This is a genomic window from Streptomyces sp. YIM 98790, assembly GCF_011421595.1.
In the GTDB taxonomy this organism is placed as follows: Bacteria; Actinomycetota; Actinomycetes; order Streptomycetales; family Streptomycetaceae; genus Streptomyces.
Map to the genome: position 1 here is coordinate 1 of NZ_WTLH01000006.1, position 21,486 is coordinate 21,486.

At 73.2% G+C, this 21,486-nt stretch carries 27 protein-coding genes and 2 tRNA genes; 13 read left to right on the forward strand and 16 right to left on the reverse strand.

The window, feature by feature from the left end; genetic code table 11:
- The 3 genes from GQS09_RS01940 to GQS09_RS30230 all read right to left on the reverse strand — a co-directional run.
- The coding region (locus GQS09_RS01940; protein ID WP_165984199.1) for a glycosyltransferase at positions 1 to 1,088 on the reverse strand (1,088 nt) is incomplete at its 3' end.
- Positions 1,085 to 3,250: a prolyl oligopeptidase family serine peptidase gene (locus tag GQS09_RS30560; protein WP_165984200.1), complete on the reverse strand. Its 2,166-nt coding sequence runs from the start codon at positions 3,248 to 3,250 to the stop codon at positions 1,085 to 1,087. The genes GQS09_RS30560 and GQS09_RS01940, both read right to left, overlap by 4 nt.
- 113 nt (positions 3,251 to 3,363) lie before the next feature.
- A complete protein-coding gene (locus tag GQS09_RS30230) occupies positions 3,364 to 3,492 on the reverse strand; it encodes a hypothetical protein (RefSeq protein ID WP_279577685.1) in 129 nt (42 codons plus the stop codon).
- Positions 3,493 to 3,984: 492 nt separating this feature from the next.
- On the opposite strand from GQS09_RS30230, the gene GQS09_RS01955 reads away from it, so the two are divergent.
- Positions 3,985 to 4,058 (forward strand) — tRNA-Arg (locus GQS09_RS01955).
- Between the two features lie 82 nt (positions 4,059 to 4,140).
- Positions 4,141 to 4,213 (forward strand) — tRNA-Arg (locus tag GQS09_RS01960).
- A gap of 89 nt (positions 4,214 to 4,302) precedes the next feature.
- Here the strand turns inward: GQS09_RS01960 and GQS09_RS01965 are convergent.
- Together GQS09_RS01965 and GQS09_RS01970 are read right to left on the reverse strand one after the other, a co-directional pair.
- Positions 4,303 to 5,514 carry a site-specific integrase gene (locus GQS09_RS01965; protein WP_165984201.1) on the reverse strand — a complete coding sequence of 404 codons (1,212 nt, stop codon included), beginning with the start codon at positions 5,512 to 5,514 and terminating at the stop codon, positions 4,303 to 4,305.
- Entirely contained in the window at positions 5,507 to 6,109 is a 603-nt protein-coding gene (locus GQS09_RS01970; protein ID WP_207957363.1) for a helix-turn-helix domain-containing protein, read from the reverse strand. The genes GQS09_RS01965 and GQS09_RS01970 overlap by 8 nt, the downstream gene beginning before the upstream one ends.
- Positions 6,110 to 6,233: 124 nt before the next feature.
- Between GQS09_RS01970 and GQS09_RS01975 the strand changes: the two genes are divergently transcribed.
- The 10 genes from GQS09_RS01975 to GQS09_RS02020 all read left to right on the forward strand — a co-directional run bounded on the left by GQS09_RS01975 (position 6,234) and on the right by GQS09_RS02020 (position 14,030).
- Complete coding sequence (locus GQS09_RS01975; RefSeq protein WP_313895950.1) at positions 6,234 to 6,440, forward strand: helix-turn-helix domain-containing protein; 207 nt, start codon at positions 6,234 to 6,236, stop codon at positions 6,438 to 6,440.
- Positions 6,437 to 6,676 (forward strand): hypothetical protein, encoded by a 240-nt coding sequence (locus GQS09_RS01980; RefSeq protein WP_165984203.1) that lies wholly within the window; start codon positions 6,437 to 6,439, stop codon positions 6,674 to 6,676. The genes GQS09_RS01975 and GQS09_RS01980 overlap by 4 nt, the downstream gene beginning before the upstream one ends.
- Positions 6,673 to 7,185, forward strand: a complete 513-nt coding sequence (locus GQS09_RS01985) for a hypothetical protein (RefSeq protein WP_165984204.1) — start codon at positions 6,673 to 6,675, stop codon at positions 7,183 to 7,185. Before GQS09_RS01980 ends, GQS09_RS01985 begins: the two co-directional genes overlap by 4 nt.
- Positions 7,182 to 8,486: an AAA family ATPase gene (locus GQS09_RS01990; RefSeq protein WP_165984205.1), complete on the forward strand. Its 1,305-nt coding sequence runs from the start codon at positions 7,182 to 7,184 to the stop codon at positions 8,484 to 8,486. The genes GQS09_RS01985 and GQS09_RS01990 overlap by 4 nt, the downstream gene beginning before the upstream one ends.
- Positions 8,487 to 8,689: 203 nt before the next feature.
- Positions 8,690 to 9,010, forward strand: a complete 321-nt coding sequence (locus GQS09_RS01995) for a hypothetical protein (protein ID WP_165984206.1) — start codon at positions 8,690 to 8,692, stop codon at positions 9,008 to 9,010.
- Positions 9,000 to 9,254 carry a hypothetical protein gene (locus tag GQS09_RS02000; RefSeq protein WP_165984207.1) on the forward strand — a complete coding sequence of 85 codons (255 nt, stop codon included), beginning with the start codon at positions 9,000 to 9,002 and terminating at the stop codon, positions 9,252 to 9,254. The genes GQS09_RS01995 and GQS09_RS02000 overlap by 11 nt, the downstream gene beginning before the upstream one ends.
- Positions 9,251 to 9,655 (forward strand): helix-turn-helix domain-containing protein, encoded by a 405-nt coding sequence (locus tag GQS09_RS02005; RefSeq protein WP_165984208.1) that lies wholly within the window; start codon positions 9,251 to 9,253, stop codon positions 9,653 to 9,655. The genes GQS09_RS02000 and GQS09_RS02005 overlap by 4 nt, the downstream gene beginning before the upstream one ends.
- Positions 9,655 to 10,395 (forward strand): hypothetical protein, encoded by a 741-nt coding sequence (locus tag GQS09_RS02010; RefSeq protein WP_165984209.1) that lies wholly within the window; start codon positions 9,655 to 9,657, stop codon positions 10,393 to 10,395. The genes GQS09_RS02005 and GQS09_RS02010 overlap by 1 nt, the downstream gene beginning before the upstream one ends.
- Before the next feature lie 69 nt (positions 10,396 to 10,464).
- Positions 10,465 to 12,867: a phage tail tape measure protein gene (locus GQS09_RS02015; protein WP_165984210.1), complete on the forward strand. Its 2,403-nt coding sequence runs from the start codon at positions 10,465 to 10,467 to the stop codon at positions 12,865 to 12,867.
- Between the two features lie 560 nt (positions 12,868 to 13,427).
- Positions 13,428 to 14,030: a bifunctional DNA primase/polymerase gene (locus tag GQS09_RS02020; RefSeq protein ID WP_207957364.1), complete on the forward strand. Its 603-nt coding sequence runs from the start codon at positions 13,428 to 13,430 to the stop codon at positions 14,028 to 14,030.
- A gap of 42 nt (positions 14,031 to 14,072) precedes the next feature.
- Here GQS09_RS02020 and GQS09_RS02025 read toward each other — a convergent pair whose 3' ends face one another.
- From GQS09_RS02025 to GQS09_RS02075, 11 genes are all read right to left on the reverse strand, one after another.
- A complete protein-coding gene (locus GQS09_RS02025; RefSeq protein ID WP_165984211.1) occupies positions 14,073 to 14,360 on the reverse strand; it encodes a hypothetical protein in 288 nt (95 codons plus the stop codon).
- Between the two features lie 224 nt (positions 14,361 to 14,584).
- Positions 14,585 to 14,803, reverse strand: a complete 219-nt coding sequence (locus GQS09_RS02030) for a hypothetical protein (protein WP_165984212.1) — start codon at positions 14,801 to 14,803, stop codon at positions 14,585 to 14,587.
- 11 nt (positions 14,804 to 14,814) lie between these two features.
- Entirely contained in the window at positions 14,815 to 15,102 is a 288-nt protein-coding gene (locus GQS09_RS02035) for a hypothetical protein (protein WP_165984198.1), read from the reverse strand.
- The gene (locus GQS09_RS02040) at positions 15,099 to 15,347 is read right to left on the reverse strand and encodes a hypothetical protein (protein WP_165984213.1); all 249 of its coding nucleotides are present in this window, start codon (positions 15,345 to 15,347) and stop codon (positions 15,099 to 15,101) included. Before GQS09_RS02040 ends, GQS09_RS02035 begins: the two co-directional genes overlap by 4 nt.
- A 100-nt stretch (positions 15,348 to 15,447) precedes the next feature.
- Positions 15,448 to 16,689 (reverse strand): helix-turn-helix transcriptional regulator, encoded by a 1,242-nt coding sequence (locus tag GQS09_RS02045; RefSeq protein ID WP_165984214.1) that lies wholly within the window; start codon positions 16,687 to 16,689, stop codon positions 15,448 to 15,450.
- A gap of 188 nt (positions 16,690 to 16,877) precedes the next feature.
- Entirely contained in the window at positions 16,878 to 17,519 is a 642-nt protein-coding gene (locus tag GQS09_RS02050) for a hypothetical protein (protein ID WP_165984215.1), read from the reverse strand.
- A complete protein-coding gene (locus tag GQS09_RS30235) occupies positions 17,519 to 18,004 on the reverse strand; it encodes a hypothetical protein (protein ID WP_165984216.1) in 486 nt (161 codons plus the stop codon). Before GQS09_RS30235 ends, GQS09_RS02050 begins: the two co-directional genes overlap by 1 nt.
- Positions 18,005 to 18,014: 10 nt before the next feature.
- A complete protein-coding gene (locus GQS09_RS02060; RefSeq protein WP_165984217.1) occupies positions 18,015 to 18,161 on the reverse strand; it encodes a hypothetical protein in 147 nt (48 codons plus the stop codon).
- A 3-nt stretch (positions 18,162 to 18,164) separates the two neighbouring features.
- Positions 18,165 to 18,968 (reverse strand): hypothetical protein, encoded by an 804-nt coding sequence (locus tag GQS09_RS02065; protein WP_165984218.1) that lies wholly within the window; start codon positions 18,966 to 18,968, stop codon positions 18,165 to 18,167.
- Positions 18,965 to 19,336: a DUF6907 domain-containing protein gene (locus GQS09_RS02070; protein WP_165984219.1), complete on the reverse strand. Its 372-nt coding sequence runs from the start codon at positions 19,334 to 19,336 to the stop codon at positions 18,965 to 18,967. Before GQS09_RS02070 ends, GQS09_RS02065 begins: the two co-directional genes overlap by 4 nt.
- Positions 19,333 to 19,761, reverse strand: coding sequence for a hypothetical protein (locus GQS09_RS02075; protein WP_165984220.1), 429 nt, complete (start codon positions 19,759 to 19,761; stop codon positions 19,333 to 19,335). Before GQS09_RS02075 ends, GQS09_RS02070 begins: the two co-directional genes overlap by 4 nt.
- A gap of 873 nt (positions 19,762 to 20,634) precedes the next feature.
- Here GQS09_RS02075 and GQS09_RS02080 point away from each other — a divergent pair.
- Positions 20,635 to 21,432: a VOC family protein gene (locus tag GQS09_RS02080; RefSeq protein WP_165984221.1), complete on the forward strand. Its 798-nt coding sequence runs from the start codon at positions 20,635 to 20,637 to the stop codon at positions 21,430 to 21,432.
- The last annotated feature ends 54 nt before the right edge of the window (positions 21,433 to 21,486 follow it).

A 21,486-nucleotide genomic window follows, 5' to 3' on the forward strand; every position in this document is an offset into this window, starting at 1 on the left:
GCCCGGGCGCGCTGCCGCAGGCCGCCGTCGCGCCAGGCCGGTTCCAGCGGCGCCGCCCAGTCCGCCGACGGGGCCGCCGACGCGGCCGCCGGCAGCCGTACGGCCACCCCGGCCCGTACGCAGGCGGCGGCCAGCAGCGGCTGTTCGGAGCCGTTGGGCGAGACCGCCAGGGGCCGGCCGCGCAGCAGGGCGGACAGCACGGGGGCGGAGGTGCTGTTGGTCAGTACCAGCCCGGCCAGGTCGATGAGCGGTCCCATCCACGGCTTGCGCACCGGCAGGATGTCGGCGCCGGGTGCCGGCTGCGGGTCCGGGGACCGGCCCTGCTCGACCACGGCCTGGAACGGGCCGCCGGTGAAGGCCGCGTTGAGCCGGGGCCACAGGCTCCGGCCGCCGAAGACCCTGCCCAGGTGCACGTAGACCACGGGCTTGCCGGACCGCGCAAGGTGCTCGCGGACCGCCTCGGTCTCGGCCGGGTCGGGTGCCGGTTCCCAGGCCAGCGGGCCCACGTGGTGCACCCGCCGGGGCAGCCGGGCGCCGGGGTACTCCAGCGCCGGGGCGCCGCGCAGCAGCAGCGCGTCGCCCGTCAGCGGGCTGTCCCGCCACCGGGAACCGCGTGCCGCCAGGCCGGCCTGTTCCCGTACCGCCTCGTACAGCCGGCGGGTCTCGCCGGTCCGGTTCTCCCGGGTCCGGCCCTGCGGCGGCTCACCCTCGCCGCCCGACCGGTAGTCCCACAGGTGGACCGCGAGCCCGGTCACCACCACGGGAAGATCCAGCGCCTCGGCGGCGAGCAGGGTGCCGTTGCACAGGACCGACGTGACCAGCAGGTCGGCCCGCGCCTCCCGGGCGGCGCGCACGGTCGCCCGGTACTGGGCCAGGCCGGTCTGTCCCCACCAGGTGACGGAGAACGCCCGCCGGCCGCCGTAGTCCTCGGCCGCGGCGAACTCCAGCCCGGCCTCGGCGGCGACGGGCGCGGCGGAGGCCCGGCCCAGCACGCCGACGCGGTGGCCGCGGCGGAGCAGCTCCCGCCCGAGCGCGAGCGCGGGGTAGAGATAGCCGCCGTCGCTGTGCGGGCAGAGCAGAATCCTCACGGCGCCTCCCGGCCGGACCGCTGCGCGCGGGACGCGGGCGCCGCCAGACCCACGTGCCCGGCGAGGAAGGCGAGGCATTCGGCCTGCATCGCCAGCGCGCGGGAGCGGGCGCGGTCGCTGTGCCCCACGCCGCGCTCCAGCCGCAGCAGTACCGGCGCGTCGCCGGACGTGGCGTGCTGCAGCGCGGCGCACATCTTGCGCGCGTGCAGCGGGTCGGTCCTGGTGTCCCCGTCCGCGGCGGTCAGCAGCACCGCCGGGTATGCGGTGCCGGGCGTGACGCGGTGATAGGGGGAGTAGCCGAGCAGTGTGCGCAGCTGGGCGGGGTCGCGCGCGCTGCCGTACTCCGGCACCCAGCTCGGGCCCAGCCCGGACAGTTCGTAGCGGACCATGTCCAGCAGCGGGGCCATGCACACCACGGCGGCGTACTTCCCGGGATGCTGGGTGAGGGCCGCGCCGACCAGCAGCCCGCCGTTCGAGCCGCCGATGGCCGCGATCCGGCCTGGGTCGGCCCAGCCCGCCGCGACCAGGTGGTCTGCGGCGGCGGCGAAGTCGTCGAAGGTGTTCTGCTTGTGCGCGCCGCTGCCGGCCCGGTGCCAGTCCTCGCCCTCCTCGCCGCCGCCGCGCAGCCCCGTCCAGGCGAAGATCCCGCCCGCCCTGACCCAGGCCAGGAACTGGGCCCGGTACCGGGGCGACATGGTCCGGCCGAAGCCGCCGTACCCGGTGAGCAGGAGCGGGCGCGGCACATCGGGACGGCCCGTGGGGGAGACCACGAACATCCGCACCGTTGTCCCGTCCCGCGAGGGGAAGGCGATCTGGCGGGTGACCGCGGCGACCCGCGGGGGGTTCCCGCGGTCGTGCTCCCAGCGCGTCACCCGGCAGGTCCTGGCGTCGAAGCGGAGCACCTGCGGCGGGGTGGTGAAGTCGGTGTAGGAGAACCAGGCCGCGTGGCTTCCGTGCGGCCCGGCGGAGAAGTCGCCGACCGCGCCGGTGCCGGGCAGCGGGACGGTGGCCACCTGCCGGCCCTCGGTGAGGTCGTGCACGGTCAGCTCGGCCACCGTGTGGCGGGTCCAGGCGGCCAGGCCGAGCGGGTGCTCCAGTTCGGGGCCGGAGAGCACCACGAAGTGCGTCAGCACCGCGTCGGGACGTTCCGGGATCACCTCGCGCCAGGCGGCGGGGCCCTGGGCGAAGTCGGCCGGGCGGCAGGCGACGACCCGGCCGCGGGGGGCGTCGCGGTCGGTGCGCAGCCACACCGGGTCGTGCGGACCGGTGTCCGGGACGGCGTGCAGCCGGGTGGCGGCTCCCCTGCCTTCCTGGACCGGGCGCAGCAGCGGGCGGTCCGGGGGGCCGGCGGAGAGGTCGGCGACATAGAGGTCGGTGCCGGGGCCGGTGCCGAGCGTGGCCGTGACGGCGAGCCAGCGGCCGTCCGCGGTCACCGACACGCTGTAGAACTGGGTCCGGTCCCGCCCTTCGCCGAAGACGACGGCGTCCTCGTCGGGCGGGGTGCCGACCCGGTGCAGGCAGACCCGGCGGTGGTAGCGCTCCTCGCCGGGGTGCAGCCGCGGGTCCAGGCGTCTGATGTAGTAGAAGGCCGTGCCTCCGGGCAGCCAGCCGATCGACGTCTTCCGCACCCGGTCCACCGGCCCGTCGAGGAGCCGGCCGGTTTCCACGTCGATCACCCGGAGCAGCGAGTCCTCGGTGCCGTTCCGGGAGACCTGGTAGGCCAGCAGGTCGCCCTCCAGGGAGGGCTGCCAGGCGTCGAGCACGGTCCGCCCGGTCGGGTCGAGCGCGGAGGGGTCCAGCAGCACCCGCTCCTGGCCCGGGCCGCCCGCCCCGGCCCCGGCCACCACGAGCACCGGATGTTCCTGGCCGGCGTCCTGCCGCAGCCAGAACACCCGGTCGCCGCGGACCTTGGGCGGCGACACGCGGTCCAGGTCGGTGAGCGCCGTGATCTCCTCCTGCCACCGGTCCAGGCCGGGCCAGGTGGCCCGCTCCGCCGCGTACAGGGCCTCCTGTTCGGCGCTCCAGCGGAGCGTCTCGGGGGCCTCGGCGTCCTCCAGCCAGCGGTACGGGTCGCGGATGCGGAGCCCGTGGAGTTCTTCGGCGATGTCCTGCCGGACCGCGTGCGGGTACCGGCGCTGTGTCGGTCGGACGACGGAGGTCACTGGGCGCTCCCTTGGGGCTGGCGGGGGTTGGCCGCGGGCCCCGGCCCCGGCCGAGGACCGGCTGGGGCCGGGGCCGGGCCGGCCCGCTCAGCGGGCCGGCCCGGCGTGCCGGGTCACTGCTGCATCGCCTCGCTGTTGTTGACGATGCAGCCCGCCTCGTCCTCCTGGTCCTCGCCGTGCGCGACGACCTCGATCTCCTCGGCCTCGGTCTCGGTGGGCTCCGGGTTGGTGTTCTCGGACATGCTGTTCCCTCCGGTCTGTGACTGGGCGTCTGGTGTCAGTGGAGTGCTTCGCTGTTGTTGATGACGCAGCCGGCCTCTTCCTCCTGGTCCTCGCTGTGCGCGACGACCTCGATCTCCTCGGCCTCGGCCTCGTTCTCGGCGGGCTCCGGGTTCGTCTCCTCGGCCATGCCGTTCCTCCTCGGTAGGCGGCGTNCCTCGTTCTCGGCGGGCTCCGGGTTCGTCTCCTCGGCCATGCCGTTCCTCCTCGGTAGGCGGCGTCCGCTGCACCGGCTGAGCGAGAACGTAGGGGTACGCGGTATGGGAACACCTGGCCGACGGTTCGACACCGGTATGCGGCCGGCCGCGCCGGCCCCGCGGGCCGCCGGCCGCCACGACTCCGAGATCCTTGCGTTTGCGCAGGTCAGAGCGGCTATCCAGAATGGATTTCATCCGTGGCGCCGCCGTACTGTAATGTGGTCCCCGCACCACACGGCGGCCCGGCCACGGGCCGTAGGCGCTCGTAGCTTAACGGATAGAGCATCTGACTACGGATCAGAAGGTTGCAGGTTCGAATCCTGCCNGCGGCTATCCAGAATGGATTTCATCCGTGGCGCCGCCGTACTGTAATGTGGTCCCCGCACCACACGGCGGCCCGGCCACGGGCCGTAGGCGCTCGTAGCTTAACGGATAGAGCATCTGACTACGGATCAGAAGGTTGCAGGTTCGAATCCTGCCGAGCGCGCACGACACAACCGAAGAACGCTGGTCACAGGCCAGATCGCCACTGCTCGCCCCGGATGCCGGAGGCGGGCAGTACGCATTTTGTACACATCAGCCGGACGGCTCAGCCGCGCCGCCCGCGTTCTGCTCCTCCCCCTCGTCCGGCTTGGGCTTCCGGGCGGCCGTGCGCTGGGCGTCCAGCGCGTCCGCGACTTCGTCCAGCCGGTCCGGGAACAGGTGCCCGTACACGTCCAGCGTCATCGTCGCCGAGGCGTGCCCGAGCATCGTCTGTACGACCTTCACGTCCGCCCCCGCCGCGATCGCCAGGGAGGCGGCAGTGTGCCGCAGCTTGTGCGGCGTCACCCCCAGGTCCCCCAGCCCGGCCGCCTTCACCGCGGCGGCGAACTCCCGGGAGCGGAAGTTGTGGGCCCGCAGCGGGCCCTTGCGCGGCGCGGGGAACAGCAGCTCCTCCGCGCCGCGCCCGTCGATGACCGGCTTCAGCTCGGCGACCAGGAAGGCCGGCAGGGGCACCGCGCGCCGCTCGTGATCCTTGGGGGTGTCCTCGTACACCTCCCCGTTCTCCTCGGCGAATGCGGTCACCACGTGCGCCCGCCGGGCGGCCAGGTCCACCCGGCCCACCTTCAGCGCCGAGGCTTCCCCGAATCGCAGACCGGTGTACGCCAGCAGCAGCACCAGCGGCCGGAACTTCCCCGCCGCCGCGGCCAGGGCCTCCACCTGGTTGTGGGTGAGGTAGACGTGATCCGACAGGCCGCGCCGGGGAAGCGGCACCTTCGCGGCCGGGTTCGCCGCTATCCGCCCGGTCCGCACCGCCCACGCCAGGGCCATGTACAGCACCCGGTGCAGGCCGCGGATCACCGAGGCGCCCAGCGGCTTGCCGCCGAGGCCGGCCGCGGTCGACAGGTGCCCGATCCACTCGGCGATGTCCTCGTGCCGGATGCGGTCGACCGGGGTGCTGCCCCACTTCGGCAGCACGTAGGCGTCGAGTGCCCGGCGGTAGCGGGCCCGGGAAGAGCGCTTCAGGTGCGCCTGGGCGGCGAACCACTCCTCCGCCACCTTCTCCAGCGTCACCCTGCCGGCGGCCGGGTCACGGTAGGAGCCGTCCCCCAGGCGGCGCAGCAGCTCATCCCGGAACGCCTCAGCCGGCGGTTTCCGCGCGAACGTCTTCGCCCTCGGCTTGTTGTCCGGGTCGTACCAGCGGACCCGCCACCGGCCCGGCGGCTCCCGCCGGCTGGCCTTCGCCTTCTCCACCGCGGCCAGGTAATCGGCGTGCTTCGCCCGGTCCTCAATCCAGACCCTAGCCATCGTCCGCCTCCCGCCACGCCTCAGGGTCGAACCGCTTCATCTCTTCAAGCCGCTGCTGCGAAGTCTCAGCCGGACCCATGGCGGCCAGCCGCTCATGCACCCGGCGCTGTCGTGCCAGTTCCTCGGGGCTTCGCTCCCCCTCCAGGTAGACGCCCTTCGGCGTCCGTCGCCCGGGCGGGAGGCTGTAGAGCTGGTACTCCCACATCGCCGTCCGGGTGTCGCCCTCCGGGAGATGCAGAGGCCGCTCGTTACTCAGCCACGCCCATGCAACATCGGCCGGGACATCACCGGCACCGGTGACCGCCACGGCGTGGGCCGGGTTGTCATCCAGCGGCAGCAGCAGCGCTGAGGGCGACACGTTCAGCACCACGGCAAGCGCCATCAGGTCGTCAACGTCGACCCTGCGTGCTCCCGACTCGATGCGCGAGATACCCGATTGCGGGATCGGTCGGCCAACTTCAGCCATGCGCTGGGCCATCTGGTACGTGGTCATGTCGCGGACCTTCCGCAGACGGGCCACGTTCTGCCGCACGGTCTGCCCAGTCGCCTCTACTTGCGTGGCTGCCGGGCCACGACGCCGCTGCTCTTCGGTCATGCGCCACAGCCTATGAGGCGGAACCAGGTTCGCTGAGCCCCAACGGGGTGTTAGTGTCTTGGTCACACCCAAACTCTAGCATGAGTCAATGCAGATATGCATTGCTTGGTGGAAAGGTTTGACTGTGACCGATGAACTTCTGTCCCCGAAGCAGGTCCACGCTGACTACGGGTTCAGCCCGCAGACGCTCGCCAACTGGCGATGGATGGGGAGCGGGCCCGACTACATCAAGACCACCCCGGGGAAGGCCGGCCGGATCAAGTACCGCCGCAGCGCCATCGAGGCGTGGCTGAAGGCGCAGACGGTGACGGCTGGGGGTGCGGCGGCTTGACCACGAACGGCGACGGCCGCCGGGGGCGAACCGGCGGCCGTCTGAGAGTCCTCGCTGCGGGCGGTGGGACTGACCACAGCCTACCCCCCGGCGCCCCCAGCGCGCGGGAGCTGCTGGCCGCCAACCCCTACGGCCTCACCCTGCGGGAGATCCGCGCCGAGGTCCGGCGGTGCGCGGCCGGCGGCTGGCAGCTCTGGGAGATCCGCCACCGCTTCACCCGGCGGGAGGCGGCATGAACGACGACACCGTGACCGCCGGGCAGGCCGCCGAGGCGTGGGCCACCGCCCGCGTGACCGAGTTGCTGCGCGGCCAGCCCGACGGCATCACCGTGCCCGACTACGGCACCGCCGCATGGCTTCGCCTGGGGCGGGAGGACCCGCGCCGCGCCGCCGCCGTCATCACCGCCGCCGAGGCATGGCGGCGCCACACCGAAGCGCAGGCCGCCCTCATGTCCGGCGACACCGCCGCCTTCTGGGACGCGATGGGCGACGCACCCGCCGAGGCCCAGCGCGCCGCACGCCGCCCGGGCGGCGACGGCCGGCCGCTGTCCGCCCGCCTCGATGCCATCCGGGCCGCGCAGGCCGCCCGCGCGGCCGCCGCGCTCCGGGCGCCGCGCCCGGTCGTGGCCACGCCCGGCTGGCCCGTCCAGATTCCCGGCCGGCCCGGCTGGTGGCGCCACTGCATCAACGGCGCCCAGGTCGACCTTCCCGGGCGCGAGATCAACCAGGAACGGAGCGCGGCGTGAGCAACGACCCGACCGTGGCCGGCATCATCGGCACCGAGCCGGAGCAGCCGGAACCGCCGACGCGGCGGCTGAAGCTCACCCCGGCTTCGGCCATCGAGCCAGAGCCCGTGATCTGGGCCTGGGAGCCGGAACTCGGGCAGGGCCGCATCCCCGCCGGGGCGCTGACGCTGGCCGCCGGCCGGGAAGGCACCGGGAAGTCGAGCTTCGGTATCTGGCTGGCCGCTCGCCTCTCCCGTGGGGAACTCCCGGGCACTTTCTACGGCCAGCCCAGGAACGTCTTCTACGCGGCCGTTGAGGACTCCTGGTCCCGCACGCTGGTCCCGCGGCTGATCGCGGCCGGGGCAGACCTCGACCGCGTGTTCCGCATCGACGTCGAGGACGTGCTGCGCGGAGAGACGATGATCAGCCTGCCTCTCGATGTCGCACTGATCGAACAGGCCATCGCGGAGCATGACGTTGCCGCGCTGATCGTGGACCCGCTGATGTCCACCCTGGGCAAGACCACCGACGCCCACCGCACCCAGGATGTGCGCCAGGCCCTCGAGCCGCTGGTGCGCATGGCGGAGCGGACCCGCGCTCTGACCCTGGGCATCGCCCACTTCAACAAGGCCGCCGGCACCGACCCCTCGCAGCTCATCTCCGGCTCCGGGGCCTTCAAGGATCTGGCCCGCGCGGTGCTGGCGTTCGCCCGGGACCGGGAGACCGACGAACAGGTGATGACCCAGACGAAGAACAGCCTGGGGCGCCTCGACCTGCCCTCGCTCGGCTACATGATCGAGGGGTGCGACGTGCCCACGCGCCGCGGCGCCGCCAACGTCGGCCGGATCGTCTTCACCGGCATCTCGGAACGCACCGTTGAGGACACCCTCAGCGCCCCGGCTGACCCCGACGCGGCGAGCGAGCGCGAAGAGGCCCGGCAGTGGCTGATCGGCTACCTCACCGACCACGGTGGAGAAGCCACGGCCGGCGAGGTGCTGAAGGCCGCCGAGAAGGACGGCATCGCCAAGCGGACCCTTCAGCGGGCGCGCAGCAAAGCCGGTGTCACGTCCCAGCGAGCGGGCTTCGGCAAGGAATGGGTGTGGTCACTGAAAGTGACCGGCAACGCCATAGATGCCCGGGAGGACGCCATAGGTGCCATAGGCGCCAGCCCTCAGGAGTTGGCGCCTATGGCGCCTATGGCGCCTATGAACGGAAGTCCGTCACTGAAAGTAGCGGCCGGACCGGTCGGTCCGGAGGGCTACTGCGCCGCCTGCGGGTGCCCCAAGACCGCCCACGCCGAGAACTGCCGGAGCGCCGCGTGATCCCGCTTCCAGACCGGCGCAAGGGAGGCGGCCTCCAGCTCGGCACCGCCGAGTTCGGCCAGACGCGCCTCCGGCTCCCGCGCGAGGAGCGGCAGGAAGTTGTCTCGTCGCTTCGCGAGAGCGGGCTGAGCGTCCGAGCCATCGCCTCGGCGACGGGGGCAAGTGTCGGGTCCGTCGCTGGCGATCTCGGCAGGTGTTCAGAAATGAACACCTCGACCACCACCGGCACGGACGGCAAGACGTACAGCGCGTCCCGCCCGGTGCGCGACGAGCCGCACACGTCGGTTGACCCGGGCCAGACAGACATCCTCGACGCCGAGGTCGTTGACGAGCCCGCGCGCCCGGAGCCGCCGAAGCTGAAGCGCGCCGCCGTGGCGGCCCGGATCGCCGCCGCGGCGGCCCGGCGGGAGCGGCGGGCCCGGGAGCGCGCCGAGCTGGCCGCGGCGCGCGCCTACGGGCTGGACGCACGCCGCCGCCAGCGACTCGCACGACACAACGACAGGAGAACCACCGATGAGCAGTAAGCGCCGCCGCAAGGCCGCCCCCGCCCTGGCCGCGTTCGACCGCGACGCCGCCGCCGAGCGCATCGTGCTCGCCGCCCTGCGCGGGCAGGACGAGGCCATGGCCCGCGCCGTCCTGACGCTGCCCCCCTCCGAACACCCGTGGGTGCTGCTGCGGGCCGTGGGCGGCATGGCCGCGGTGCTGCGGGAGGCCGGCCTCGCCGAGACGGTGGTGAACGACCTCGAAGCCGGGCAGGCCGGGCGGTGACCGGCCGCCCGGGCGGCACGGCCGCGTTCCTTCCCGGCGGCGCCTACATCCCCGGCCCGGCCTGCTTCCCCCTGTGGCAGATCCTGCGGCGGGAACTGGGGCGCCACCGGGCCGACGGCGGGCAGCTCCGCCCCGACATCGCCGCCGCCCTGGACGCGCTGCGGGCCGCCGCACACGCCCACATGTCCGCCGCCGGACCGGACAGCCGGACACCCGCCGCCGATCAGGCAGCCTGCGAACAGCCGCTTGTCACCACGGCCGAACTCGCCGCCCGGCTCGGCGTGAGCGACCGGCACGCCAGGCGCCTCGCCGCCGCCTCCGGTATCCGGCCCGCGGCCCGGGGCGCCTGGCACACCACCGACGCCGACCACCTGCAAGCCACACGGAAGGACGCAGCCTGATGGCCACACCCCCGCCCCTGCCCCACCCCAAGGACGACCCCGCGGTGCACGCCGCCCGCACCACCCGCGCGGCCTACCTCGACGCCGTGGCCCGCATCCGCGTGCAGGGCAACGTCACCGAACTGGACCGGGCCCGCGCCATCAACAAGGCGTGGCGGTCCACCGTCGCCGAGATGCGCGGCCACTACCGGGACCTCACCGGCCGCCGGCAGGCCCGGCTCTCGTGGCTGGAGCAGCAGCTCCCCATCCGGCCCGACATTCCCGCTGACGCCTCGGCGGCCGACCGTCAGGTGCTGCTCGCCGCGTGGCGGACCGCCCTGGACGCCGCCCGCGCCGCCGATGCGGAACAGCGCCTGACCATGTTGGAGGACGCCGAGCGCTACGGCGATGCCACCACCGTCCGCGCGGTGCTGGCCGCCGCCGTCGACGACTCCCAGTGGCCCACCGTCGAGAGGTGGGCCGCCGCCGCCAACCCCGAGGCCGGGCAGCACTTCACCGAGTGGCGGGAACTGCGCACCCTCATGACCGGTGCCAGCATCGACAACCTGTGGGTATCCCAGGCGTTCGCCGCCGTGCCCAAGCCGGACGAGTCCGCACAGCTTCCCCGCCTGGTCGACGCCTACAACGACAAGGTCATGCGCCACAACGCGACCCGCGCCCGGACGACACCCCCCCGGGCCCTGATCGAACTGGCCCCGGAAGAGACCGACGCCGGAGCCACCGAGGCACCCGCCGCCTGAGCCCACCCCCACCCGTGAGGCGATCCGCGCCGCCTCCCCCACCAGCACGACAAGGAGAGGAAGCGCGGCATGGCCGAAGAAGTGGGCAGCGCGTTCGTCCGGCTCATCCCCAGCATGCGCGGCTTCGGCCGCGAGGTGCAGCAGCAGCTTCGCGGCGAACTCGCAGGCATCGGCGACACCGTCACCGACACCATGCGCGCCGAACTGTCCGACGCCGGACGCGATGCCGGACGCAACATCGCCACCGATCTGGAGCGCGCCACCGACGGCGTCGGCACCGACATCGGGCAGGAGATCGAACAGGAGCTGCGGCGGGAACTGTCCGACGCCGGACGCGACATCGGCCAAGACGTCGCCCAGGACATCGAACGCGGCGCCGACGCCCCCATGGACCAGGCCGGGCGGGGCGCGGCCGGCACCTTCGGGCAGGCGTTCAAGGGCGGCCTCGCCGGGCTCGGGCTTGCCGCCGGCGCCCTGCTGGCCAAGGGCTTCAACGACTACCTCCAGCAGGACCGCATCACCGCCCGGCTCGACGCCCAGCTCGGCGCCACCCCGGAACAGGCCCAGCGCTACGGCCGCATCGCCGGACAGCTCTACGCCGACGCCATCACCGCCGACTTCCAGGGCGCGGCCGACGCCATCCGCGGCGTCATGGCGAACGGGCTCCTCCCGACCGGCGCCACCGACGCCCAACTGAAAACCATCGCGACCGGCGTTGCCGACGTCGCCGACGCCTTCCAGTTCGACCTCGGCGAGACCGCGACCGCCGTCGGCCAGCTCATGCGCAACAACATGGCCGGAGACGCCACCGAAGCCCTCGACGCGATCGCCAAGGGCCTTGACGGCACCGACACCCGCGCCGGTGACCTGCTGGAGACCGTCACCGAGTACTCCACACAGTTCCAGCTCGCCGGCATCGACGCCGCCACCGCCTTCGGGCTCATACGGCAGGGCATGGAAGCCGGCATCCACAACACCGACAAGATCGGTGACACCGTCAAGGAGTTCACTCTCCGCGCGGTCACCGGCACCGAGGCCGTGAACGACGCCTTCGCCAACCTCGGACTGAGCGGCGAGGAGATGGGCGCGGCCGTCGCCGCCGGAGGCGAGTCCGCACGCGGCGCCCTGCGAGACGTGCTCGACGCGCTGCGGGAGATGCCGAAGTCGACCGAGCGTGCCACGGCCATTCAGGAGCTGTTCGGCGGCCCGGGCGAAGACCTCGGGGCCGGGATCTTCGCCCTGGACGTCGACAAGGCCACCCAAGCCCTCGGCGACATGGAGGGCGCCGCCGGGGACCTCGGCGACGCGTTGCGGGACAACGCCGCCACCCGCGTCGAAGCCTTCAAGCGGTCGATGCAGCAGGGCCTCGTGAACTTCATCGGCGACCAGGTGTTCCCTGGCCTGTCCGGCCTGAAGGCCGAGGTGTCCGCCGCGTTCGCGGATGCCGGTATCGACAAGGCGAGCCTCGCGTCGGGTATCCGCGCGTGGTGGTCCGGGGGCAAGGGCGAGCTCGGCGGCGCAGTCGGCGAGATGAAGAGCATGTTCACCACCGCCACGCAGGCGGTGCGGGACATCTGGAACGACTGGGGCGGCGAGATCACCGCCGCGTTGCGCGAGCACTGGTCCAGCCTGGTGCAGATCATCCGCGGCGCCTTCCAGATCCTCAAGGGCGTCTTCGAGGTCTTCGCGGGGCTGCTCACCGGGGACTGGTCCCGGATGTGGGAGGGCGTGAAGAACATCGGCAAAGGCGCCTGGAACGTCATTGTCGGGCTCGTCCGCAACTCCTGGAACATCCTGCACCGCATCCTGAAGACCGGATTCACGATCGCCAAGAACCTCGTGGCCTCCGCCTGGGGGTTCGTCACGGAGAAGACCGGCGCGGCCTGGCGGTGGGTGAAGGACAAGATCGCCGAGATGATGCGCCGGGGCTACGAAGCCGTCCGGGACAGGGCCCGCGGCATCCGGGACCGCGTCGTGGCCATCAAGGACTGGGTCGTCGGCGCCTTCAAGGGCGCCGGGACCTGGCTGCTGTCGGCCGGCCTGAACATCGTGCGGGGCTTGTGGAACGGGATCAAGTCCATGGGCGGCTGGCTGAAGAGCCAGGTCACCGCGTGGGCCAAGTCCGTGATCCCCGACCCCATCGAGGGCTTCCTGGGCATCGATTCGCCCTCGAAGCTGATGCGCGACGAGATCGGGCGGCATGTCGCGTCGGGTCTGGCGCTGGGCATCCGCGACGGGCTGCCCGGCATCCGGGACGCCGCCGGGATGGCGGCCGACGCAGCCGTGCCTGGGCTGCCCGCGCACGCCGCGATGACCCCGGCCGGCGCCGGGGCCGCCGCGGCGCCGCAGCTGGTGATGCGGCCGGACGGCACCCAGATGTCCCGGCTCCTGGTGCAGATGGTGCAGCTCGCCGTCGACACCCAGCTCGGCGGCGACGCCACCCGACTCGGACGACCCGGAAGGGGGAGGTGACGACGATGCCCCGGGGCCACGACACCCCGCACACCCTCAGCCCCCGCCCAGGCCCGGCCCCGCGCCGACCAGCAAGCAACCCACGGCATCCGCCGCGCGACCACGCGAGTCGTACCGCGCGCCAGTTTCGTTCGCCGGTACGGAACTGGTGGGACTGCCCCCGACGACCACACCCCGGACAACCTCCGCACCCTGTGCGCCCCCCACCACCGCCGACGCACCGCCCTCCAAGCCAGGGCCGCCCGCGGAGAAACACCCCCCAGGAAACGCCCCGCCGAGGCACATCCAGGGCTCATCACCAGCGACACAACACGCGACCGGACACGGGAAGCCACACCACGTCACGACACGCCACCCTATTGACCTGCAATGATCACAGAGGGTGGGGGGTGACCCCCTCCACCCTGCGCCGTGGCCCACGGTGCGGCATAGCGTGTCCGGTCCTGTACGGGTTGCTGGCCTGCGGGCATCACGGGCGGTGAGCATCCTCAGTGAGAGCTACTGAGGAACTGCGCAGCTCAGGGGTTCTACTCGTTACACCAACTGGGTAGACTGGGCGCATGCAGACCACGGAGCGTGCGGGGTGCCGCCGGTGCGGGGAGCGGCTGCCGGTGGGCGGCCGGGGCCGGGTGCCGTCGTACTGCTCGACGCGCTGCCGGGTCGCCGCGTACCGGGCCCGGCGCGCGGAGGAGGCGTTGCCGCCGGAGCTGGCGCGGGGGCGCCGGTGGGTGCGGCGGGACGGGAAGCGGCCTATCCGGGCGGACAACGGGCGGTCGGCGAGCGCGACGGATCCGTTCACCTGGACCACGCACCCGCGCGCGGCCCGGTCGGAGCACGGTGACGGACTCGGGCGCGTGCTGGCCGCCGGGGACAGGCTGGTGTGCATCGACCTGGACCACTGCCTGAGCGGCGGCCGGCTGGCCGGCTGGGCGCGGAAGATCGTGGACCGCTGCCCGCCGACGTACACGGAGGTCTCGCCCTCCGGGACGGGGCTGCACATCTGGGGCCGCGGGGAGGTGACCCGGGGCCGGCGGATCCGCCGGCCGGACGGGGCGCACATCGAGGTGTACGGGGCCGGTCGGTACATCGCTCTGGGGCGGCGGCACGAGCGGTCTCCGCTGGAGCTGGCGGACCTGAGCGACCTGGTGGCCGAACTGACCTGAGGCCCGTAGGGGGATGGTTGCCGCCCACCGGCGAGCCACCGGTCAGAACGGGGCGTCGCCGTTGCCTTCGATGGTGATCTCGAAGCGCCCGGCAGGTGAGCTGAGCCAGTCGGAGACGTCGGGGCGGATGAATGCGCCCTCACAATCGCCGATGATCAGTATCCCTTGGGGGAGATTGGTCAGTTCGATCGGCTGGCTGTTGGCAGGGACGCTGAGCGTGCCGCCCCAGATGGTTCGGCCGGAGATGATCGTCTTGTGCAGGCGGGCAGCGACGGCAAGTTCGCGCCCGCTGTCGAGTCGAATAGTGGCGCGTCCCTCGTAGCTACTCATGGTTGGACAGACTAGCGCCGGGGCTTGACACCCATCGGTGAGCCGTCCGCCCGCGGTTGCCTGGGGGGACAGGTGCGGGCGGACGGCGTTTGGTGGGCCGCCAGCGTCAGGGGGAGCGCCGGCGGCCGTGTCCCGCGCCGGCCGTGGGAGGCCGGAGTGCCCGGCGCGGGAGTTGGTGGGGCCGCCCGGCCGCGCCCCAGTGCAGCGGGCGGGCGGCCCGGTCTTCAGGTGGTGAGGCGGCGGGCGCGCTCGGCGGCGTCGTCCGCGGCACGGACCATGCGGGTGAGGTGCTGAAGGCAGCCCTGGCAGGCCCACAGCCCGGCCGCGGCGGCGCCGATGCGGACGTGCCCGGCCCACCAGACCGGCACGGTGGTGCCGCCGCACCACAGCCAGCACATGCCGGTGACCGGCCGGCCGGGCTCGGCGGGGATACCGAGCGTCATGGCCGGCGCGGTCACCGGCCGGCCTCCGCCGCGGCGCCGTGGGCTTCGCGCAGGGCCTCGGCGGTGGCGCAGTCCGCTCCCGCGGCGGCGCACACCTTGCAGTGCACGGCGTGCGTGACCAGGGCAGCGCCGAGGTCGTCCGCGGTGCGGTAGTGGTGGGCGCAGGCCGGGCAGGCGTAGGCGATCCACCCGGGGCCGCTGTTCTGCTCCACCCCGCCGACGATGACCGGCCAGTCGGTCATCTCTTTGCAGTCCACGCACATCCGGCGGGCAACGGTAGGGACGGCTTCGGCGGTCACCGCTCGCTCTCCTCCAGCCCTCGGCCCGGCACGGCGGGGACGCACCGGCCGGGCCGGTCCAGCAGGCCGCCCAGAGCCGCGTGCAGTGTCTCCGCTTCGCCCCGGGAGAGCACCAGCTCTATGTCGCCTCGGTGCCGGTCGAACTCGTACAGCGACAGCGGAACCCGGATCTCACCGGTTCGGGCATCGCCGGCCGCGGTGCCGCCGCGGCGGGGCGAGGCGTGCAACTGGGCGTTGCTGGGCATGACGCTCCCTCGATGACTGACGCATTGTCACAGCGTGCTCACCGTAGGAGTGTTGGGGGCGGGCAAGGGGGACAGATTGTCCCTGTGGCACCGGCTGTCCCTATGCGGTGCTGATGCCGATGGCCTCGGCGAGACGGCCGGCCTCTCCGCGCAGCGCTCGCGGGGCGCGACGCCACAGGTCCGCGGCCACCGACCGTGCCGAGGGTGTGTAGGTGACGGTCTCGGCGCCGATCCGGTGGGCCAGGTTCATCACGTGCAGGGCGGCAGTGCGGTCCCCGCGCTGAAGGTGCCCGCGGGCAACCTCTACCCACAGCCGGGCCCGGCGTTCGGTGGAGGGCATCACGTCCGGGTCGATGTCGTCGGCCAGCGACAGGGCTTTGCTGGCGGCGCGCAGGTCGGTGGCCACCGACACCGCGTGGAAGTCGACGTTGGCCCTGCCGAAGACGGTCGACGGATGCACATAGCCGACGGGCAGGGACTTGGCCACCTGGTCGCCGGCGTCCCAGTACCGCCAGGCGTCGCCTTCGCGCCCCTCCCGGGCACAGGTGACGGCGGCGTGGAGCTGGAGGGCACCGTAGATGCCGCGCCAGTCGGCAGGGGCGTCGGCCAGGTGCGGGCGGATCAGGCCGGCTGCCTCGGTGGCCACCCGCAGTGCCTCTTCCGGGTAGGACGTCTCCCGCAGGATGTTGCCCATGTTCCAGGCGGCTGCCGCGATGGCGGCGGGATCGTCGGCCTCCTGCGCTGCGGCCAGGGCCCGGTCAGCGACCACCCACGCCAGTTCGGGAGGGGCGACGTAGGCGGTGGCCTGCCCGGTGAGGCGGTACACGTCTGACAGGGCCACCAGCGCGGACCGCCGGTCCTGCCCCGTCAGGGTGTGCGCGGCCGTTTCCGCGGTGCGGATCAGCTCCGGGAGCAGCGCGCCGACTTCCGTGCGGTTGTTGCCGGAGGTGTGCCACAGCCGCCACGTCTGGTCGATGCGGCCTTGCAGAGCGGCCACGTCCACCGGCTCGGCCGGCGCCCGGGAGAGGGTGCGCTGCATCACGGCCGTCCAGATGGCGGGCATGGCCGGGTGGCTGAGCCTGCCGACCGGCACGGGTTGGGCGACTTCGGCCGGGCCGCCGGTGATGACGGACAGGTCGGAGACCTGAAGGGCTGCGGCCAGACGCAGCAGCAGGGTGTGGGAGCGCAGTTCACGCTCTCCGGTCTCGATCTTCTTCAACCAGTCCGGGCCACGGCCGCACAGGCCGGCCAGGACCGGGCGGGACATGCCGCGGGATTCGCGCAGCACCTTGATGCGCTCACCCATGGACAGTTCAGGGGGAAAGTCAGTGCCGTCCGACATAATGGGCTCCGTTCTGACCTCGACACTCAGGACGGTACCCCTCGGCGACATGCCGGGGAACAGCGAACGGCCCCACTGTGGTGGGGCCGTTGTGCTGTGTCCGGTACAGGCGCTTCAGCCGTGGTGGTGGCGCTCGGGGTACCACCATCCGCAGATCGCGCAGTAGAAGGTCTCCCAGCCGCGCCGCATCAGTCGGCCCTCCGTTCCGGCCGGGCCGGTTCGGCGGCCTGCCGGCCGTGCGGGTAGATCGTGGTCGCTGCCCCTCCGGCCCACTTCTCCACCACCGGTGTAGTTGTAGCTGTAGCCGCGTGACCTGCGGAACTACACCCCTCCTTGTCGTCGGGAAGGGGCGGGGGAGGGGGCGGCAGGTCGGCCGTGCGGATGCCGGTGGACACACGCCCGCCGACCCGGACCGAGGCCGTGACGGGGACGCCGAGTTCGTCGGCGGCGGCCCGCACGTCCTCGGTGCTCCACTCCTCCCCGAGCGCCTCGGTGAGGGCGGCGGCGAGCGCGGACAGGTGCACACCCCGGGCGCCGCCGACCGCGTCGTGCGCGATCCGCAGCCACTGGTCGGGGTCGAACACCTCCGGCTCCGGCTCGGTGTCCGCGGAGTCCGGCTCGGGGGCGGCGGCCCAGGCGGCGGCGCACCAGGCGGCGGCGGCCGGGAGCGGCAGCCACGGCAGGTGCTCGGCGGTGGTCCACACCCCGAGCGCGGCCGCTCCCCCGCATCCGGCTACCCGGGACGCCGCGGCCCGCGGCCCGTCGGCGGTGATCCAGCGGCCGTACCGGCCGAGCAGCACGCCGGACCCGGCGGTGATGCGGGCGGCCATCAGTGGCCCCCCGTCAGCAGCGCACCGAGGGCGTTCACCCCGGCCCCGGCCCAGCCCGCGATCCATCCGGCCCACCCGGCCGACAGCCCGAGGCAGACCCCGGCGAGGATGCCCAGGGCGATTAGCCAGGACCGGGCCCGGCGGGAGAGGACCAGAGCGACGAGGTAGACGACGGCCAGCACGATGACGACGGCGTGCCCGCCGTCCGTGAGACCGGCCCGGCCGGTGCGGGTGACATCGGGGGTGCCGCCGCCGACGCCGTAGACCAGGGCGAGGTCGCCGGCGGCGTTGGAGCCCCACAGGGCGACGGCAGCGGCGCCGCCGAGGAGCCCGCCGACGGTGACGATCAGCAGAGTGCCGAAGACCAGCGCGCAGAAGAACGGCAGGATGCGGGCCCACTTGAAGCGGGCGCGCATGAACCACCAGGTGAGGACAGCGGCGAGGATGGCGAGTCCGACGGTCAGGCCGCCGAGAGTGACGTTCACGAGGATGCCCCTACGGGAGTACGGCCGCCACACCGGCGGCGAGCAGGAGGATGAAGACGGTCGTGGCGAGGACGGGCGCGACGGCGGTGCGCTCCACGGCGGCCAGGGCCAGCAGCCCGGCCGCCGCGGTCAGCGCCCACCCGAGGGCGGGCCACACGGGCTACCGCCCGGCGAGGGCCGCGCGCTTGACGCGCCGGCCGTAGGAGTCCGAGGCGCCCAGCCGGGAGCCGATCGCGGTTCCGGTCAGTTCCGGCTCCCGCTCCAGCCAGTTCCGGGCGCGCTCGACGTGCGCGCGGAAGCGGGTGTCTTCGCTCGGCTCGGACTCGGCATCGCCGCCGCCGGGGCCGCTTCTGGTTCCGCCGGTTCCGCCGGGCGGTTCCGCCGGTTCCGGGCGCGGTTCCGGTACGGTCCGGGCCGGAACCGCGGATGGGGAAACGGGCTGGCCGGGGGCGGTTCCGCCGAAGCCCGGGGGCAGTTCCGGCAGGGGCGCGAACTCGCCGAGCACCGGCACCCGCTCACGCTCCAGCCGCACCGCCGGAGCCTCGGCCGGGGCGACGACGGGCAGCAGCCGCGCCCCGGGCGGAACCAGCGGAACCGGCCGCGGTTCCGCCGGCCCGGGCACCGGCCGCCCGGCGGTTCCGGCCGGACCATCCCGCAGGGCGTGGACGCGCCACAGCACCAGCGGAGCGATAGCGGACACGGCGGTGACCAGATGCCAGGTCACCGGCAGCAGCCCGGCCGCCACCAAGTGAGCCGCCGCGTTCACGCCGATCATGGCCAGCACCACCGCGAACACGTCCCGGTGCGCGCGCAGCGCCCGGACGGCGTAGATGTCCAGCGCCGCCGGCACCCCCGCCGCCACGACGGGGCCGAAACCGCACGCACGGGCGAGCTGGTACTCCGCCGACGCCGTGACCACGATCGCCGCACCGAGGGCCGCCCAGCCCAGCACATCCCGCCTCACCGGCCCTCACCCCCGGCGGCGTCCAGGACCGCGGCCAGCACCGCCGCCGCCCCGCGCAGCCGCCGGGCGTGCACGGTCAGCGCGTCCGCCAGCTCCAGCAGGGCGGCCGGGTCGTAGAACGACATCGCCTCGTCCAGCTCGACCGACATCAGCGGCCCGCGCGGCATCCGCTCGGCGAACGGGTACGCCAGCAGCTCGAACCCCAGGATGTGGCGCCCGCGGAACTCCATGACGGTCTCCGCCCCGGCGTGCTCGATGTCCCCCCGGACGGTTCCGTCGACGTGCTCACCCAGGCACCAGGCCGGTTCCGGCACCGTCACCGGCCCGAAGTCGATGGTGTGCACGGTGACCGTGCGATGCTCCCTCACCGCGCACCCCCGGCGTTGATCCGGTCCAGGGCGGCCAGCAGCCACACGGCGAACGCCTGCGGGTCACCGGTCTCGGCGACGATCTCCTCCGCCTGGCGCAGCACCCGGGCGACGTCCGGCGCCGCGCTCTCTGCGACCTTGCGCAGCAGCTCGCACGCCGCCCACGCCGAGATGCCGTGCGGAGTGTCGACGTAGACCAGGCGGCAGCCGGCGGACACCATCCGGGGGACGTAGACCAGCAGCAGCGCCATGGCCGCGCCCTCGGTGCCCTGCCGCGGGTCGTAGGCGACGCGGATCTTGTCGCCGTAGTCCCGGTGGACCAGGTGCACGCCCGGGTCGAGTTCGGCCCGCTCGATCAGGACCGGCACGGGGCCGGCGGCGGAGCCTCTGGCGGGGTTGTCAGGTGCGGGTACGGTGGTGCTCACGGTGGGACTCCTTGCTTGCGAAGGGTCCGGCCCAGGCCCCGGGCGGTGGTGCTACACCGGTTCGGGGCCGCTTCGTTCGTGAGCCTGTCAGTACGGATTCCGTACACATCAGGTTCGGATGGGCCGGGATATTGCGGGATACGCCGAGAGGCGTTTTCGCTGGTCAACCGGCCTGTACCGACGTTCTTACTGGTCAGTGAGGCGCCTGATCAAAACAGAAGGTTGCAGGTTCGAATCCTGCCNGGCCGCTTCGTTCGTGAGCCTGTCAGTACGGATTCCGTACACATCAGGTTCGGATGGGCCGGGATATTGCGGGATACGCCGAGAGGCGTTTTCGCTGGTCAACCGGCCTGTACCGACGTTCTTACTGGTCAGTGAGGCGCCTGATCAAAACAGAAGGTTGCAGGTTCGAATCCTGCCGAGCGCGCACGACACAACCGAAGAACGCTGGTCACAGGCCAGATCGCCACTGCTCGCCCCGGATGCCGGAGGCGGGCAGTACGCATGTTGTGCACACATCGGCCGGACCGGATCAGCAGCGGTGCCCGTGTCCCGCTCCCCCTGGTCCGGCTCCGGCTCCGGCCTGCGGGTGCCCGGCGTCCCGGTCACCTCGTCCAACCGGTCCCGCACCCGTCCAGGTCCTCCTCACCGAGGCGTGCCCGCTCGTCACGACGGTCGCGGCCGTCGGGGACGTGGCGGGCTTTGAGTTCGGTGACCAGGAAGGCCGGGGCGACGGCGGCGGGCAGGGGCGGGGTTGGGCCGGATGGGGGCGGTGCGGGCGCGGCCGGGCGGTGGCCGCCGGTGTCCGCCGGGCGATTGTCAGTGACGGATGTCACGCTGAAGGCCAGTGAGAGATCCGCGAAGGGAATCGCCATGATCACTACCGATTTCGTCACCGGCTCGCCGAGCTGGATCGATCTCGGGGCGCCCGATGTCCGGAGTGCGGCGGCCTTCTACCGGGCCGTCTTCGGCTGGGAGTACCAGCCCTTCGGTGAGGAGGCGGACGGGTACGGCGCCTTTGTCCAGGACGGCAGGACGGTGGCGGCCGTCGGAAAGCTGACCGAGGAAGGCGCCCGCCCGGCCTGGATGATCTATTTCCACAGCCCGGACGTGGAGGCCACCACACGGGCGGTGCAGGAGGCCGGGGGCACGGTGCGGGTGCCTCCGATGGATGCCGAGGGCTGGGCCAGGCTGGCGCAGTTCACCGACCCGCAGGGCGGCCAGTTCGCGGCCTGGGAGCCGGTCAAGAGCGGGGGCCTGGAGGCGGTGGACCAGCCCGGCACGCTCTGCTGGATCGAGCTGATGACCACCGACGCCGGGGCCGCCAAGCAGTTCTACCGCCGGCTCTTCGGCTTCGAGTACACGGATGTGCCGCTGCCCGGCGGCATGGAGGGGTCGTACGGGCTGGTCGCCACCGAGGGCGGCGGCGAGGAGCGGCAGCTCGGCGGGGTGATGGAAATGCCGGCCGATGCCCTCTCCTGGGCCGGCGGCCCCTACTGGCACCCGGTCTTCGCCGTGGAGGACTGCGACGCCGCCGCGGCCCGGGTGACGGGGAACGGCGGCACTCTCCAGATGGGCCCGGAGGACATGGAGGGCGTCGGCCGGACGGCCGTCTGTGTCGACCCGTCCGGGGCCGATTTCGTCCTGCTCCAGCCGGCTCCGCCCTCCTGAGCCGCCGCCCCCCGGCCGCCGGAGCCGCCGGGGCGGCGGGCGGCGGCCGGGGCG

Bases quoted from the DNA above. Each gene is read 5' to 3' on its own strand.
- GQS09_RS01995 (WP_165984206.1), top strand. From the start codon at position 8,690: ATGAACACCTCGACCACCACCGGCACGGACGGCAAGACGTACAGCGCG.
- GQS09_RS02020 (WP_207957364.1), top strand. From the start codon at position 13,428: ATGCAGACCACGGAGCGTGCGGGGTGCCGCCGGTGCGGGGAGCGGCTG.
- GQS09_RS02080 (WP_165984221.1), top strand. From the start codon at position 20,635: ATGATCACTACCGATTTCGTCACCGGCTCGCCGAGCTGGATCGATCTC.
- GQS09_RS02015 (WP_165984210.1), top strand. From the start codon at position 10,465: ATGGCCGAAGAAGTGGGCAGCGCGTTCGTCCGGCTCATCCCCAGCATG.
- GQS09_RS02050 (WP_165984215.1), bottom strand. From the start codon at position 17,519: ATGGCCGCCCGCATCACCGCCGGGTCCGGCGTGCTGCTCGGCCGGTAC.
- GQS09_RS01985 (WP_165984204.1), top strand. From the start codon at position 6,673: ATGAACGACGACACCGTGACCGCCGGGCAGGCCGCCGAGGCGTGGGCC.
- GQS09_RS01965 (WP_165984201.1), bottom strand. From the start codon at position 5,514: ATGGCTAGGGTCTGGATTGAGGACCGGGCGAAGCACGCCGATTACCTG.
- GQS09_RS02000 (WP_165984207.1), top strand. From the start codon at position 9,000: ATGAGCAGTAAGCGCCGCCGCAAGGCCGCCCCCGCCCTGGCCGCGTTC.
- GQS09_RS02030 (WP_165984212.1), bottom strand. From the start codon at position 14,803: ATGACGCTCGGTATCCCCGCCGAGCCCGGCCGGCCGGTCACCGGCATG.
- GQS09_RS01970 (WP_207957363.1), bottom strand. From the start codon at position 6,109: ATGACCGAAGAGCAGCGGCGTCGTGGCCCGGCAGCCACGCAAGTAGAG.
- GQS09_RS30230 (WP_279577685.1), bottom strand. From the start codon at position 3,492: ATGTCCGAGAACACCAACCCGGAGCCCACCGAGACCGAGGCCGAGGAG.
- GQS09_RS02045 (WP_165984214.1), bottom strand. From the start codon at position 16,689: ATGTCGGACGGCACTGACTTTCCCCCTGAACTGTCCATGGGTGAGCGC.
- GQS09_RS02025 (WP_165984211.1), bottom strand. From the start codon at position 14,360: ATGAGTAGCTACGAGGGACGCGCCACTATTCGACTCGACAGCGGGCGC.
- GQS09_RS02010 (WP_165984209.1), top strand. From the start codon at position 9,655: ATGGCCACACCCCCGCCCCTGCCCCACCCCAAGGACGACCCCGCGGTG.
- GQS09_RS02040 (WP_165984213.1), bottom strand. From the start codon at position 15,347: ATGCCCAGCAACGCCCAGTTGCACGCCTCGCCCCGCCGCGGCGGCACC.